Here is a 14,685-nt window from a genome sequence, read left to right as displayed (position 1 = left end):
ACCCCTTTTCCTGCGCGATCAGCCGGAAGGTTGCGGGCAGGCGATGGGAACCAGGCGGCCATAGCCACGTTGGACAACATATTGTCATTTTGGTGATGCATTGTCGTATGTCCGATCAGGAAACAGATGTCCGGGAGCTTGCGCTCGCTGTCTTCGCCACGGGGGGAAGGCTGATCGGCACCGGTAATGAGTTGGTCGCCCATCTCGGCCTTACCAGCGCTTGGTGGCAGGTGCTGGGGGCGCTGCGCTATTCACCGGTGCCGCTTCCCACCGCGTCGATCGCGCGCAACATGGGCCTCACCCGGCAGGCGGTGCAGCGTATCGTCGACCTGCTCGCCGAGCGCGGCCTGGTCACGTTTCAGGAGAATCCACATCACCGCCGCGCCAAGCTGGTCGTCCTGACCGAGGCGGGGATAGCAGCCGTGAACGGCGCCGAGCAGGCGGTAGCCCCGCTCGATACCGAGATCGCCGACCGCATCGGCCGCGACCGGATCCGCGACGCGATCCAGACCCTCGACGCGATGAACGCCATCCTTTCGGAATGGCTCGATCGCGCCGCTCCCGTTCCAGACCCTACCGTCTAAAAGGAAATGCTGTCATGATACTGGTATCAGGTGCCACGGGTGGCATCGGTGGCGAAGTGTGCGGCCTCCTCAAGGACGCCGGCGCGCCGTTCCGCGCCCTGTGTCGCAAGCAGGAACAGGTCGACCTCCTGACGAAGAAGGGCATCGATGCCGTGCGTGGCGATTTCGATCGCCCGGAAACGCTGGCGTCGGCGATGCAGGGCATCGACACGATGTTTCTCATCACGCCCCCCACCCAGCAGCAGGTGGCGCAGGAGAAGGCGGCGATCGACGCCGCCAAGGCTGCAGGCGTCGGCCGGATCGTCAAGATCTCCGCCTCCGACGGCAATGTCCGCTCGCCGGTGCCCTGGGCGAAGGCGCATGCGCTGATCGACCACCATCTGCGCGCCTCGGGAATCGGCTGGACCATCCTCAAGCCGACCGCATTCATGCAGAATTTCCTGTGGTTCAAGGATCCGATCGCCCGGGGCTTTCTCCCCCAGGTCGCCGGCAAGGGATCGGTCTCCTGGGTCGATACGCGCGACGTCGCCCGGGTGGCAGCCGCGGTTCTGACCCAGGACCGCCATGACGGCGCGACCTATTTCCTCACCGGACCGGAGACGCTCGACATGAAGGACGCAGTCGCGCGCCTGTCGAAGGCGCTGGGCCACAAGGTCCGCTATCTCGACCTGCCCTCCCCGCTCTTCCGCGCCCTGCTGCGCCTGACCGGCAACTCGCGATGGACGGCGAATGGACTGGTCGTGCAATTCGCCGACGTCGTGGCCGGGCATCACGACATCGACCCGACGTTCGAGATCGAGCGCCTCACCGGCACGCCGCCGCACGACTTCACCGATTTCATCCTACAGCACCGGGCGCAATTTTCCCGGTAGCCGCGCCGCCCGATCGTGCGTTGTCGCGCGATAGTCTGCCACTCTGCGCACGTATGGAGACACCCATGCCGTCGACCAATGCCTCCCTCGCGGGCCATGCCGCGATCGTCACCGGTGCAAGTTCGGGCATCGGTCTTGCCGTTGCCGAGGCGGTGGCGGCCGCCGGCGCGGCGGTAGCGATCAACTATCACGCCCAGGCCGAACCCGCCGAGGCACTTGTCGGGCGCATCACCGCTCAGGGCGGACGAGCGATCGCGGTGCAGGCCGATGTCTCGCAGGAGTCGGACGTGCTCCGCCTGTTCGACGAAGCCGCCGCCGCATTCGGCCGTATCGACCTGGTCGTTTCCAATTCCGGCGTACAGAAGGACGCTGCCGTCGCCGACATGTCGCTGGAAGACTGGAACACGGTCATCGGCATCAACCTGACCGGCCAGTTCCTTTGCGCGCGCGAAGCGGTGAAGCGTTTCCGCGCGCAGCCCGAGGCGGGACGCCCGGCCCGCAGCGCGGGCGTGATCGTGGCGATGAGCTCGGTGCATGAGATCATCCCCTGGGCGGGGCATATCAACTATGCCTCGGCGAAGGGCGGGGTACGGATGCTGACCCGCTCACTCGCGCAGGAAGTCGCCGCCGACGGCATCCGCGTCAACGCCGTCGCCCCCGGCGCCATCCGCACGCCGATCAACAAGGAAGCCTGGGACAGCGAAGAGGCGCTGGAAAAGCTGCTGCGGCTGATCCCCTATGGCCGCATCGGCGAGCCCGAGGATGTCGCGCGCGCGGTCGTCTGGCTGGCCTCGGACGAAGCCGACTATGTGACCGGCACTACCCTGTTCGTCGATGGCGGCATGTCGCTTTACCCGGAATTCCGCGACAATGGCTGAGCCTCGCCGGACGATCGGCGAGCACGGCATCATCGGCGACCTGGAGACGGCAGCGCTGGTCGCGCGCGACGGCACGATCGACTATCTGTGCTGGCCGTCGCTCGACAGCCCGACGATCTTTGCGGATCTGCTCGACGGCGAACGCGGCGGCGCGTTCGAAATCACGCCCGAACTGGACCGGCCACGTCACCTGCAGCTGTACGTGCCCGACACCAATGTGCTGCTGACGCGCTGGATGACAGAGCAGGGCAGCGCGGAGGTCGTCGACCTGATGCCCCAGCCCGAAGCACGCCGGCGTGCCGGACGCGACGCGCGCTGCCTGATCCGCCGCGTGACGGTGACCAGCGGTACCGTCACCTTCGCGATGCGCTGCACACCGCGCTTCGCCTATGCCCGCGACGTTCCCGACGTCGCCGATATCGAGGGCGGGGTCCGCTTTTCCGGGCGGGAACTGTCGCTCCGTCTTGTCGCGTCGGTCCCGCTCGATCGGCAGATCGGCGCAGCCGGCGCGCGCTTTACCCTCGCCAAGGGGGAGAGCGCATGGTTCGTCCTCGGCGACGACGCGATGTCCGGTCCCGACGAGGCGGCCGTTGTCGCGCTGCTCCAGGCCGCGACGCAGGAATGGCGTTCCTGGCTGGGCAAGTCGACCTACCGGGGGCGATGGCGGGAGCAGGTGATGCGCTCGGCGCTGACCCTGAAGCTGCTGACCTCGGCCCGCCATGGCTCGATCGCGGCGGCCGCGACCTTCTCGCTGCCCGAAGCCGAGGGCGGCGAGCGCAACTGGGACTATCGCGCGACCTGGATCCGTGATGCGTCCTTCACCGTCTACGCCTTTCTCCGTCTGGGCTTCACCGAAGAGGCCGAACATTTCTATCGCTGGGTCGGTGCGCGGATCATGCAGTCCGGGGGCGAGCATCCGCTGCAAATCCTGTACGCGCTCGATGGAAGTTCCCCGGCGGCGGAGTGCGAGCTCGATCATCTCGCCGGCTATGCGGGCAGCCGTCCGGTGCGCGTCGGCAACGCGGCGAGTGCGCAGACCCAGCTCGACATCTTCGGCGAACTCCTCGACAGCGCCTATCTCTCCAACAAATACGGCCCCGCCATCCCGCACGAAGGCTGGCGGCGTGTCTGCGGACTGGTCGAGCATGTGATCGACCATTGGCAGGAGCCCGACGCCAGCATCTGGGAAATGCGGTCCGCGCCGCGCCACTTCCTCCACTCACGCGTGATGTGCTGGGTGGCGCTGGACCGCGCCATCCGACTGGCCCAGAAACGCTCGCTCCCCGCGCCGCTCGTCCGCTGGTCGGAAGCGCGCGACGCCATCGCCGACGATGTCTGGACGAACTTCCGCCATCCGGAGCATGGCTATTTCGTACAGGAACGCGGCGGCACCGCGCTCGACGCTGCGCTGCTGATGCTGCCGCTGGTCCGCTTCGTCTCGTCGACCGACCCAGTATGGCTCAAGACGCTGGACGCGATCAGTGCGCAATTGTGCGACGACGGGCTGGTCTATCGCTACCGCAGCGACGATGGTCTGGCTGGGGACGAGGGGGCCTTCACCACCTGCACCTTCTGGTATGCGGAATGCCTCGCCCGCGCAGGACGGCTCGAGGATGCGCAACTCGTGCTGGCGAAGGGAATCGCCTATGCCAACCATCTCGGATTGTTCGCCGAAGAAACCGACGCGCGCGCCCTGCCGCTTGGTAACTTCCCCCAGGCGCTGACCCATCTCGCCTTCATCAGCGCCGCCTATTTCCTCGATCGGCAGCTCGACCCTTCCTATCGGCCGACCTGGCAGCCCTGAACGGCGGTAGCGAGCATGGCTCCACCCCCGGCCAGCGGGCCAAACGTCTCACGGCGATGCGCGCGCTCATCGCAAATATCTGCACCAAGCCATTTGAAGGATATGGTTATTCTTCGCCATTCTCGACGCAGCTAGCGCAAATGCGCGGGATCATCCCGTGGGATAACGCCCAAGTGCCAACTGGATATTGAGCAGTCCTCCTTTGCCTTCACCGCACAGCTTCTCCCGCCTCGAAGTCAAAGCTCCCGTTGACTCCAGCAACATTCCGATCCATTCTGGCGCAGATACATACCTCCATTACCAAATCGATGATCCCGCTGCGTGGCGACACCTCTCACGGTGCTGCTGATCTAGCCACGCGCCAGTTCGCGCGTGCTATGATTGTCCAGGGGGCGTTATGGGGCGGAGAGTCTTTCGGGTTTGGGCCGTAAAGGGCTGGCGCGCCGCGGCGAGTATTTTCCTTGCCGGCTGCTTGTTCGCAGCCTCCCCGATCGTGGCGAATGCCCAGGTCGTGGACCTGGAAGTCGAGCCGCCCTCCGCCGCCCCGACGGCCATTCGTGCGGCCCCTTCACCCGCGGCACCGACCCCGGCGGCATCCCCCACCGCAGCGCCGAGGGCGGCTGCCACCGCACGACCGACGCGCTCCCGCCCTCCCATGCGTGCACGCGCCAGCCCGCCGGCCAAAGCTCTTGTGCGCGCGCCATCGACAGGACCGATCCTAACCCCTGCGTCGCCAAGCACACCAAAATGGGACGAGCAGCGCGCGCGGGCGGAAACGGAAATCCGCATCAAGGAGCAGGAAGCGCATACCGCGCAGCTGAATGCCGATCTCGATCGGGTCAAAACACGTCTCGAAATGCAGGCGGATATTCAACGCAAGCTGAAAGATGCCGACGCCGATCGTTCGCGGACCAATTGGGTCTTATTCGCTATCTTCGCGTCGATCGTCATCTTCATGATCGTGACTGCATTCCTGTTCTACCGGTTATCCAATGCGCTTGTCAGCAAGCTGCCAGCCGGTGGACCCTTGGGGTCCGGTCAGGATCCGAACACGCAAGAGATCCCGCTATCGCGCCTGCCGCTGGGGTTGCCGGACGGCAGCATCCGGGCGATCATCTCGCTGTTCATCGTCATCGTCGGCTTCCTTGTTCTGGCGTTCCAGAAGACGCTCGAAGTGGAGAGCGCGACGGCCATCGCCGGCTTCGTGGGCGCGATCATCAGCTTCTATTTCGCCACCCGCAACGAAGCGGCGGCGACGCAGGCGGCAAGCCAGGCCAACGCCGCGCTGCAGGAGGCGAGCAAGGAGGCCATCCGCGCGTCCACCCAGAATAATCAGATGCGCGCTGATACGCTCAACGCGCAGCTTGATCGGGTATTCGCCGGCATCGCCCCCGACGCGAGCGGCAGGCCGGCGGCGCTTTCCCTGCAAACGCTGTACGGCGATCTCCAGAATATCCGTCAGATGACCAGCGCGGTCTCTGCCATCCCCATCGGCACGGGACCGGTCAGCGGCGCGAGCGAGGTGATGCAGCGCATCGACACCATGCTGGCGGCAATCCAGCCGCTGCTCGGCGGCGCCGCCGATGCGAAGACGATCGCGACGGTCGCGGGCCAGGCCGAGGCGCTATTGCGCGAAATCACCCACGAGAACCCGGTGGTCTCCACGATCACCGGTGCGCTCGCGACGCTCAGCAAGGCGGCCAGCGACAACAGCGCGGTGTCGCAGATACTGCGGAGTGTCGGCGGCCCCGTCGGGCTGGTCGGCAGCCTGCTTTTCAGCGGGATCAAGCTGTTCGCCGACCAGCGCCAATTCGAAGCCTGGAAGAAGGCGGTCCTCGCCCAGCCCTTCGATATCGATGCGCTTTCGATCAGCCCCGACGACCCAACGCTGCCGGAAGCGGCGGCCGCGCTGAGCCCGCTCGTCTCGATCATCGGCACTGCGCCCGACATGATCCGGGAGCTCTATCGCATCTCGATCGTCCCACCCGGTGGAACACCCAGCGCCGCGGACGCACTCGCGCGCGACTCCGCGGCCGCCAACACGCCGCTGTTCCAGGCATTCGGCAGCGACCCACGCGTGCTCGCCGACGCGATCAACGAATACCGAACGATACTCGTTTCGCTCGTCGCAGCAGCCGCGCTGCCGCCCCAGCTGCCGGTGGACCCGGCCACGACCGCACCGCCACTCGCCAGCGGTGACCTGGTTCGCGCGGTAGGGACCGTTCGGCAGGAGCCGGGTGCCGCCGGGGCGCTGGACCAGCTCGTCTCCGTGATCGAGGCGCTTGCCAAGAACACGCTCGGCACCGATCTGGCGCCCCTGCTCTCGGGCGCGATCGCCATCGCGCAGCATCTGTTGCGCGACGAGCCGACCGAGGTGCAGCCGTGATCGCGCGCCGTGCCCCTGTGGGCATGTTGCTCGTGCTGCTGGGCGGTTGCGCCCTGCTCGCGACGCCCTTCCCCACCAAGCGCGCCGTTCAGCAGCTGGAAAACGCGAAGAAACTGGACGCCCAGTCCGATGCCTATGTAGCCTTGGGGGACCTGGCGGTCGACTGCCCCGCCGAACCCGCGACGGGCCGTCAGCGCGACATGGTCTGCGCGCAACTATGGGCGTTCAAGGCGAGCGCTTGCCTCAAGGTCTATCAGCGGGACAGCCAGGCGTTGACCGGTCGGGTGGTCATCACAGCGGAGGCGCGCGCTGCACCGGCAGCGGCTTTGGAATGCGCCCTCACCGCCAGCGCCAACGCGACGGCCTTCCTCCCCCCTCGACCGACCGGAGATGCTGCGCTCCGCATTCTCGTCCTGCGCGCGCGGTCCATCGAGCTGCGGCGCAGCCTGCGCGACGCGCGCGACGCGCTGGACGACGATGCCGAGCTCGGCGCAGTCGCGGCGCGCATGGCACCGCTCCCGGCTGGTCCCGCCGCGGATGGATCGCCACCGGAAGGAAGCTACTACGCGTCCTACTTCCTCGCCGGCACGGCGGCGCGGAACGCCAACAAGGCAGCGCTCGCGGCGCGGGCCGGCCCCGAGGATCGCCTTGCGGTGGAAAGGGCCAGTGCCTGTTCGCTCGCGCGAGGCGGCTTGCAGGTCCTCCCGCTCGGCGACTCGATGCGCGCGCTTGCCGCCCCGCTCGCCACGCGCCGCGCCATCCTCACCCGGCTAACCACGGAATTCTGCTCATGAGCGCGCTGACGCAGATCTACTGGCTGACGAGCCCGATGATGCGCAGCGACGAGGTCTGGAAGGCGCAGACCCTGCTCGCCGCCAAGGGCGCACGCGTTCGTGCCGATGGCATTTACGGCCGGGAAACGGCGGAAGCCGTCCGCGCTTTCCAGGCGCGCGCCAACCTAAAGAGCGACGCCGTGCTCGGTCCGATGACCTGGGCTGCGCTGAATGGTGAAACGGCGGCGGCACCCTCCGGCAACGGCGACACCTTGCTGTCGCCTGATGCGCTGGCAGCATTGACGCGCTTCCATCGCCGCTATCCGGGCGGGTCGGAATGGCGGCTTACCGCCCAGGGCATCGATGTGGATCGCGCGCTTGCCCCGTTCAGCGTGCAGGAACGCGCCCTCGTCGATCATCTGCTGGCCGACTATGGGGTCGCGATCGCATCGGTCACGCGGATGGCGCCGGTTCCGCTGGAACTGGTGATCGCCACCATTGCAACCGAGTCCTCAGGCAAGGTCAACGCCCTGCGCTTCGAGCCGGGGTGCGACCGGATCGTGCCGGAGCGTACGCCCCGCCGCGTGTCGATGGGGCTGATGCAAACGCTCCTGTCGACCGCACGGGAGGCGCTCGATCAGCCGGACTTGAAGGTGCAGGATCTCGCCGTGGCGGAAACGTCGATCCGCGCGGGCATGCTGTACATGTGGCGGCAATCGCGCCGGACGGCATTCGACCCGCCCCTGGTCGCCGCCGCCTACAATGCGGGCAACGTGATCTTCAACAGCGGCGCGCAGAATCGGTGGCGGGTGAAGCAATATCCGATCGGCACCGGCCACCATGTCGATCGCTTCATACGCTATTTCAACGCAGCGATGGTGGCAGTGGGCGAAGGGGTGGTGACGGTGCCGCTCGCTTCGCCGAGCTTCGCGCGGCTGCTCCGCGGCGCCCCCGCAGGCGGACCTCCCCCGCTATCCTCGGCGCCCGCCGGCACTACGGCCGATGCGGTGCATGTCGCGGCGCTGATCGCCCAGGGAACGAGCGAGGAAGGGATGCGCGCGGCGCGCCAAACCGCGACCGACGAACTCGCCGCGCGCGGCCTGCCCCCCTATCCCAAGAATGCCTGCGCGGTTCATCTCAGCGCCTTGCTCCAGCAGGCCGGGATCGACGTGCCGATGATCGCCGGCGCCGGCAAGCTCGCCGCGACGCTAGAGAAACGCGGGTGGCGGCGCGTGGCGGTACGGCAGCAACAGCCGGGAGACATCGGCGTTTGCTTCGACAATGATCACGCCATCCCCGGATCGGATCACGTCTATCTGGTCGTAGAGCGTATCGACGAGGATGCGATGATGATCAGCGACAACCAGGCCGGCACCGCACCGCACCACCGCTTCGCCACCGGCAGGGGCAAGACGCCCACCGAATATTTCTTGCGCGCCTGAAGCGGAGCCCATGCCGCCCCATCGTTGCACTGCGTGTACGGCGCATCGGCGGCAGTGGTGGGTGGCGGACGCTTCTTCGAAATCCGGTGCGGCGCGGTTCACCCAGCCTTGGTCCAGGCCTCGCGCAAAAGATCCTCTACAATCCTGGCCTGCTCGGTCATGTTGCCGTACCGGGCGGCGAGTTCCTGAGCGAACCGCCCATGTTCCTTGCGCGCATCGCGATCGGCCAGTTGCAGCGCCAAGCTGACGAAATCTGCGTCATCCCGCGCCTTCAGGCGCTCGTCGCGCAACGTGAACACGAGGTGCATCTCGCCGTCGGGATCGGGCTGCATCCACACCACGGGAACCCCGTGCGCCTGTGCTTCCAGGCATGCATTGCCGCCCGGGAACGGAAAAGTGTCGAGAAAGACATCGATGCATCCGCTGACGAGATGGCCGTCGATGAATTCGTCATACAGGATGATACGATCGCCGACCGGCGATGCCGCCCGGCGTTCGACGATCATCGCGATCGAGCCGGTGCCGCCGGCAAAAAAGATCGCCTGCGGGTCACGGGCCAGTATCTCCTCAACGAGCGCCATATAGGCGGGGGTAATTTTGGCCATGCGACCGTAGAAGCCGTAAATAGTGCTCGGCTGCGCGATACCGGTTCCGGCGCAGATCACGTTCCGCAACGCATCGACCTGCGCCCGCGGCCTCTCGACGCAGTGGAAGATCGCGGCGGTGTTCCGCGGCGTCTCGTGCATCGCCACGCGGTCGCCAAACAGGCTGGACGATGGCTTGGTGATCCCCATGAACGCGAGGTCGAGCTCCGGGATCGCCCACGGCGCGAACCCATTCTCGTGGAACGCCTGCACCCGGCAAGGGCGCTGCTGCAACACCATCGTCGCGACGGCACAATTGCTGTCGGCGATCAGGATGTCGATCTCGTCCGCCGCGAGCTGCGACAGGATTGCCTGCGTCATCTGCGACGGCGTCGGGCGGGACATGTCCCGCACCCGAAGTCCGGTTTCCCGGGCGAAGTCCCACAAATTCTGTACGGGCTGCTTGATGCAGTACAGGAAAGGCCAGTCTTCCGCATCGCGTATCGCGTGCTGGCCCAGCATCAGCGAAACGGTGGTCTTCGCCACCGCATTGGCGCTGAACAGGTCGCTCGTCTCGGACAAATAGGCGATGCGGGGTATCGCCCGCGTGGCGGGACCAAGCGGCCGGGTCGCAAAGTGCCGCGAGAGATAGCCGGCGAACGGCAACACCACATCCGCGTTGAACCGTTTCAGCTCGCCCAGGTTCTGCGTGCTGCGCCACAGCAGGATATGGACCAGCGTATAGAGGTCCGCCGCGCGATCGACATCGGCGGCGTCAGCCAAGTAGCGTGGGAACAGCGAGGTAAAATCGCGATAAAGCGCCTCGAGGCGTGCCCGCTCGCCTTGCTGCACCGCCTGCCAGCCGAGCGCGTGCATCACGTCCCATACCGCAGCTCTGAGCGGTTCGGGCCAGGGGCCGCCGGGCAGCGGTTCCGGCGACCAACTGAACCGAAGCGGCTCGGCCGAGGCCGGACCCACTGCCCCGCCCCGCCGTGCCGACCTATCCATATCTTTGCTGGCGATCATGCCGGTCACGGTAAAGAAAACTGTTTAATGCGAGGTTACGGCGCGGTTGCGTCAATCGATCGCATGCTCCGGCACGCTGAATGAACAGGCAGTCACCCGCCGCGAAGGCGCGGGCAGCCCCTTCACCCCATCGCTCGAGCAGCGCATCTCCCGCTTGCTTCGGGCCGTCGCCATAGCGCCAGTTATAGTCGTCGATGACCACCCATCCGCCACGCGCGACGTGCGGCGACCATAGAAGCACGTCTTCCTCGGCAGCGGCACGATCGCGATTGCCGTCGATATGGAGCAACGCGATCTGGCCCATCGGTTGCGAGGCCTTCGCCGGCTTCAACAGCCAAACGGGCTCGCCGTCAGCCTCGCCACGATAGATGGCGTGGCCCGCAACCGATGGCGTACGGTACACGGTCATCGCGCCAGCCGGTGCAAGTGCGGCAAATGTTGCTTCGAACGCGTGCGCGACGCGTTCCAGCCCGGCTGCGCGTGTATTTTTGAAGCGCGACCGGCAGATCCTGCTGGGCGCCCGTATCCGGACACCAGGGATCGAACACGAACAGCTTGCGCGCCGACGCACCCAGCCCGCGACCCGCGAGCAGCACGCTCGCGGACCGGCCGAACAGCGAGCCGATCTCGACGATGTCGTCCTGCGGTGCGTCGACCAGGCACGCCACCAGCGCCGCAAGCTTGTCGTCATAGGGCTCGCCGAAAAGATCGAACGCAAGCCGAACGGTGCCGGCGAATATTGCGCTGTGCCGGTTTGTGTCCCGTTCTGGCGCACGTCCTATAATGGATCGAGCGGCGCAGCGCTCGATCACCGGCAGGCGGATTTCCAGCCCCGATGAATGGCGCGCCCCGGGTTGGTTCGACAGCGTCCATGCAGCACGCATGACGGTACGGGAGGAGCGGAATGATCGGGGCTGCGCGATGACGACGCCATCCATAATTGTGATCGGGCCGGGCCTGATGGGCCTGAAGCATATCGAGATGATCCAGGCGCATCCGGGCTGCACGCTGGCCGGCATCGTCACGCCCGGGCGCAACGGCAGCAGCAACATCGGCGAACGCTTCCCGGATACGCCGATCTTCGACAGCCTGGAATCCTGTCTCGCTTCGGCAACGCCGTCCGGTGTGATCATCTCGTCGCCCAACGAGTTCCACTATGCGCAGGCGAAACTCTGCATCGAGCGCGGCATCCCGGTGCTGATCGAGAAGCCGATCACCGCCGACCATGTGGAGGCAGTCGATCTGGTGGATCTTGCGGCCCGGCGCGGCGCGAAGGTCCTCGTCGGCCATCACCGCGTCCACTCGCCCTTGCTGACGGCCGCCAAGGCGATCATCGACGGGGGCCGCCTCGGACGGCTGGTCGCTTTCCAGGGCAGCGCGATCTTCTACAAGCCGGCCGAGTATTTCGAGGCGGGCCCGTGGCGCAGCAGGCCGGGCGGTGGCCCGATCCTGATCAATCTGATCCACGAGATCGGCATCATGCGCGCGTTTTGCGGCGAGATCGCCGCGGTCCAGGCAATCGCCTCCAATGCGATCCGCCAATACCCGGTGGAGGACACGGTGGCGATCAACCTGCAGTTCCGGAACGGCGTCCTCGGCACCTTCCTGCTGTCGGACGCCGGCGCGTCGCCGCATAGCTGGGAGCAGACGTCGCGGGAAAACCCGGTCTATCCGACCTATCCCGCCGAAGACTGCTACAGCGTCACCGGTACGCGCGGAACGCTCGATTTCCCCAGCATGCGCGTGCTGTCCCACCCGGCACCGCAATCCCCGTCCTGGCACACCCCGCTCGTGGAGGAGATCATCCCGGTCACGCGGGAGGATCCCCTTGCCCGACAGCTCGACAACTTCCTGGACGTCATCCTCGGCACCGCCGCGCCAATCGTCCCGGCCTTCGACGGCGCCCAGAATCTGCGGGTCGCGGAGGCGATCCGCAGGTCCGCAGAAACACGATCGCTGGTGGACATCGACGCCCGATGATTCCGCGCATCTCCGTGAAAGGCTGAATGTCCAATGGCCGTCGCCATCCTCCTCGACACGAATGCCGCGTCGGTGCCGATTTACCGGTATCTCGTCGACGCCGGTCATGACGTGCACGTCGTCGGAGACAAGCCGGACAACGCGCTCGCCAAGTCTGCCGACAATTATATCAAGCTCGACTATTCGAACGTCGAGGCGGTGACGGCGCTCGTGGAGCGACTGGATGCCGACTTCCTCATCCCCGGCTGCAACGATCTTTCCTACGAGACCTGCGCCGCGATCAGCGCCACGCGCCGTTTTCCCGGCATCGATCCGGTCGAGACCGTTCGCATCCTCGGCAACAAACAGGATTTCCGCCAATATGCGGAAGCTGTCGGCATCCCCGCCCCCCGTCAGATCTCCGAGGCCGACGCGCGGTCCGCCGGCGCGGTGATCGTCAAGCCTGCGGATGCGTATAGCGGCCGTGGCATCACGGCCCTGATGGCACCATCCGCGGCTGATCTCGCTGCAGCGATCAACCAGGCAAAGGCATTCTCGCGAAGCGGCAGCTGCCTGATCGAGGAATTCGTCCAGGGTCAGCTCTACAGCCACTCCGCCTTCCTCGGTCCGGACGGCATCGTCACGGATTTCTTCGTCGAGGAATATGGCTCGGTCAATCCCTATGCCGTCGACACCAGCTATGTCGTTCCGGCGTTCGACCCGGCCCTCGCCAACGGGGTTCGGGCAGCGATCGAGAAGATCGCACGGGACCTGAACCTGACGGCAGGCCTGATCCACACCCAGTTCATCGTCGATGGCGACAAATTCTGGATCATCGAGATCACCCGGCGATGCCCGGGCGACCTGTATAGCCAGCTGATCGCGAGCTCGACCGGCTTCAATTATGCCGAGAACTACACCCGCCCCTTCCTAGGAGAGGGGTTCGACGGGCGCGACCAAGCGTATCGTCCCGTGCTGCGCCACACGATTTCCGTTCGCACGCCGCAGATTTTCGAAGGCCTACAGTTTCGCCGGGCCGCCGATATTGAGATGTTCGTGCCGCTCGCGCTCACCGGCGAGCACATTGCAGCGAGCCCATTCGGTCGGATCGGCATCCTGTTCGCCCGAGCCGACGATGCGGCAGCGTTGAACACGCTGCTGCACACCGCCCTGAACGGCGAACTCTACGCGGTACTTGGCCAGGATCGAAAGACAAGATCATGACGAAACAAGATTTTAGCGCCATCGTGGACGCGGCGCTCGCCGCGCCGGCCGCCAACCAGGAACTCGCCAGGAGCCTCCTGTCCGCATCGCGGGACCACCCCTGCTATGTGATCGGCCGAAATGCCGAGGCGCTGCGGGTGATCGGCCAGGTGTCGCTGGATGGTATCGTCGACGATTTCGCGCCAGCCGGTACCCTATGGAATGGCCTTGCGGCGGTCGGGATGGCGCAATTGCCTCGCGACGCTGTGGTCATCAATTGCTCGACCTCGATAAGTCCGGTCGCCGTCGGGCACCGACTGGCAGATGCCGGGATTGAGTCCGTCGTTTCTATCCAGGAACTCGCCCAAGCTTCGAACGGCGCAATCGCGGACGCCGATGTCGTTCGCGAGCAGCGCGACGATTGGAATCGGTTCGAGACGGAATGGGCCGACATGTTCGACACGCTGGCGGACGAACCGTCCCGCCAGACGCTGCGCGACGTGCTGCGCTACCGACTGACTGCAGATGCGGCCTTTATGCGCGGATATGCCGTGCGCACGCACGAGCAATATTTCGAGCCATTCCTCGATCTGCAATCGGAAGTGTTCGTCGACGCCGGCGGATTCGACGGCGATACGACCGAGGAATTCTGCCGACGGTGCCCAGACTATCGGCAGGTGCACCTGTTCGAGCCTTCGGCGCGCAACCTCCGCGCGGCAAGGGCAAGGCTCGCCGACCATCGCGATATCGCTTTCCACGCCAAGGCACTGTCCGACACCGCCGGGCACATTGCGTTCGACAGCGACGCCGGATCCGCATCCGCCGTCGCCACCGGCGGTAGCCAATTGGTGGAAATGACGACTCTGGACGAGGCGATCGCCGATCCGGTCAGCTTCATCAAGATGGATCTCGAAGGCTGGGAAGTGAAGGCGCTGGCGGGATGCGAAAGGCACATCCGCGCGCATCGCCCCAAATTGGCGATCGCCGTATACCACCGTGCCAGCGACTTTCGCGATATATGGCGATATGTCCGGTCATTGCATCCCGACTATCGGGTGCACCTCCGTCACTATACCCAAGGCTGGTCCGAGACGGTGATGTTCTTCGTCTAACTCGTCTAACAAGCACAGCCGCCGCGGTAGCGCATCTGCCGCTCCTCCGTCCCCGTCGAATT

13 protein-coding genes are annotated in these 14,685 nt (G+C 65.8%); 10 read left to right on the top strand and 3 right to left on the bottom strand.

What is annotated here, in order from left to right:
* Nucleotides 1-107 precede the first annotated feature (107 nt).
* The 7 genes from RT655_RS18665 (at nucleotide 108) to RT655_RS18635 (ending at nucleotide 8,739) form a co-directional block, all read left to right on the top strand.
* Nucleotides 108-584 (top strand): MarR family transcriptional regulator, encoded by a 477-nt coding sequence (locus tag RT655_RS18665; RefSeq protein WP_313539892.1) that lies wholly within the window; start codon nucleotides 108-110, stop codon nucleotides 582-584.
* 14 nt (nucleotides 585-598) lie between these two features.
* Entirely contained in the window at nucleotides 599-1,456 is an 858-nt protein-coding gene (locus RT655_RS18660) for an SDR family oxidoreductase (protein WP_313539889.1), read from the top strand.
* A 65-nt stretch (nucleotides 1,457-1,521) separates the two neighbouring features.
* The gene (locus RT655_RS18655; RefSeq protein WP_313539888.1) at nucleotides 1,522-2,334 is read left to right on the top strand and encodes a glucose 1-dehydrogenase; all 813 of its coding nucleotides are present in this window, start codon (nucleotides 1,522-1,524) and stop codon (nucleotides 2,332-2,334) included.
* Entirely contained in the window at nucleotides 2,327-4,138 is a 1,812-nt protein-coding gene (locus RT655_RS18650; protein ID WP_313539887.1) for a glycoside hydrolase family 15 protein, read from the top strand. Before RT655_RS18655 ends, RT655_RS18650 begins: the two co-directional genes overlap by 8 nt.
* A 655-nt stretch (nucleotides 4,139-4,793) precedes the next feature.
* A complete protein-coding gene (locus RT655_RS18645) occupies nucleotides 4,794-6,524 on the top strand; it encodes a hypothetical protein (RefSeq protein WP_313539884.1) in 1,731 nt (576 codons plus the stop codon).
* Entirely contained in the window at nucleotides 6,521-7,318 is a 798-nt protein-coding gene (locus RT655_RS18640) for a hypothetical protein (RefSeq protein WP_313539883.1), read from the top strand. Before RT655_RS18645 ends, RT655_RS18640 begins: the two co-directional genes overlap by 4 nt.
* On the top strand, nucleotides 7,315-8,739 hold the full coding sequence (locus tag RT655_RS18635) for a peptidoglycan-binding protein (RefSeq protein WP_313539881.1): 1,425 nt from the start codon (nucleotides 7,315-7,317) through the stop codon (nucleotides 8,737-8,739). The genes RT655_RS18640 and RT655_RS18635 overlap by 4 nt, the downstream gene beginning before the upstream one ends.
* A gap of 98 nt (nucleotides 8,740-8,837) precedes the next feature.
* Here the strand turns inward: RT655_RS18635 and RT655_RS18630 are convergent, their stop codons facing one another.
* Genes RT655_RS18630 through RT655_RS18620 form a run of 3 tightly spaced genes read right to left on the bottom strand, consistent with a single transcriptional unit; the run spans nucleotide 8,838 to nucleotide 11,287 of the window.
* Nucleotides 8,838-10,349, bottom strand: a complete 1,512-nt coding sequence (locus tag RT655_RS18630) for a hypothetical protein (protein ID WP_313540068.1) — start codon at nucleotides 10,347-10,349, stop codon at nucleotides 8,838-8,840.
* On the bottom strand, nucleotides 10,324-10,653 hold the full coding sequence (locus tag RT655_RS18625) for a class I SAM-dependent methyltransferase (RefSeq protein ID WP_313539878.1): 330 nt from the start codon (nucleotides 10,651-10,653) through the stop codon (nucleotides 10,324-10,326). Before RT655_RS18625 ends, RT655_RS18630 begins: the two co-directional genes overlap by 26 nt.
* Before the next feature lie 46 nt (nucleotides 10,654-10,699).
* Complete coding sequence (locus tag RT655_RS18620; RefSeq protein ID WP_313539875.1) at nucleotides 10,700-11,287, bottom strand: hypothetical protein; 588 nt, start codon at nucleotides 11,285-11,287, stop codon at nucleotides 10,700-10,702.
* On the opposite strand from RT655_RS18620, the gene RT655_RS18615 reads away from it, so the two are divergent.
* The 3 genes from RT655_RS18615 to RT655_RS18605 are packed head-to-tail and all read left to right on the top strand — an operon-like array spanning nucleotide 11,271 to nucleotide 14,623.
* Complete coding sequence (locus RT655_RS18615; protein WP_313539872.1) at nucleotides 11,271-12,329, top strand: Gfo/Idh/MocA family oxidoreductase; 1,059 nt, start codon at nucleotides 11,271-11,273, stop codon at nucleotides 12,327-12,329. The two genes, RT655_RS18620 and RT655_RS18615, sit on opposite strands and share 17 nt — an antisense overlap.
* 33 nt (nucleotides 12,330-12,362) lie before the next feature.
* The gene (locus RT655_RS18610; RefSeq protein WP_313539870.1) at nucleotides 12,363-13,532 is read left to right on the top strand and encodes an ATP-grasp domain-containing protein; all 1,170 of its coding nucleotides are present in this window, start codon (nucleotides 12,363-12,365) and stop codon (nucleotides 13,530-13,532) included.
* A gap of 23 nt (nucleotides 13,533-13,555) precedes the next feature.
* Nucleotides 13,556-14,623, top strand: a complete 1,068-nt coding sequence (locus RT655_RS18605; protein ID WP_313539868.1) for an FkbM family methyltransferase — start codon at nucleotides 13,556-13,558, stop codon at nucleotides 14,621-14,623.
* The last annotated feature ends 62 nt before the right edge of the window (nucleotides 14,624-14,685 follow it).

The organism is Sphingomonas sp., from assembly GCF_032114135.1.
In the GTDB taxonomy this organism is placed as follows: domain Bacteria; phylum Pseudomonadota; class Alphaproteobacteria; order Sphingomonadales; family Sphingomonadaceae; genus Sphingomonas.
Note: the sequence above shows the minus strand (reverse complement) of the source record. Positions and strands in the feature narration are given on the sequence as shown.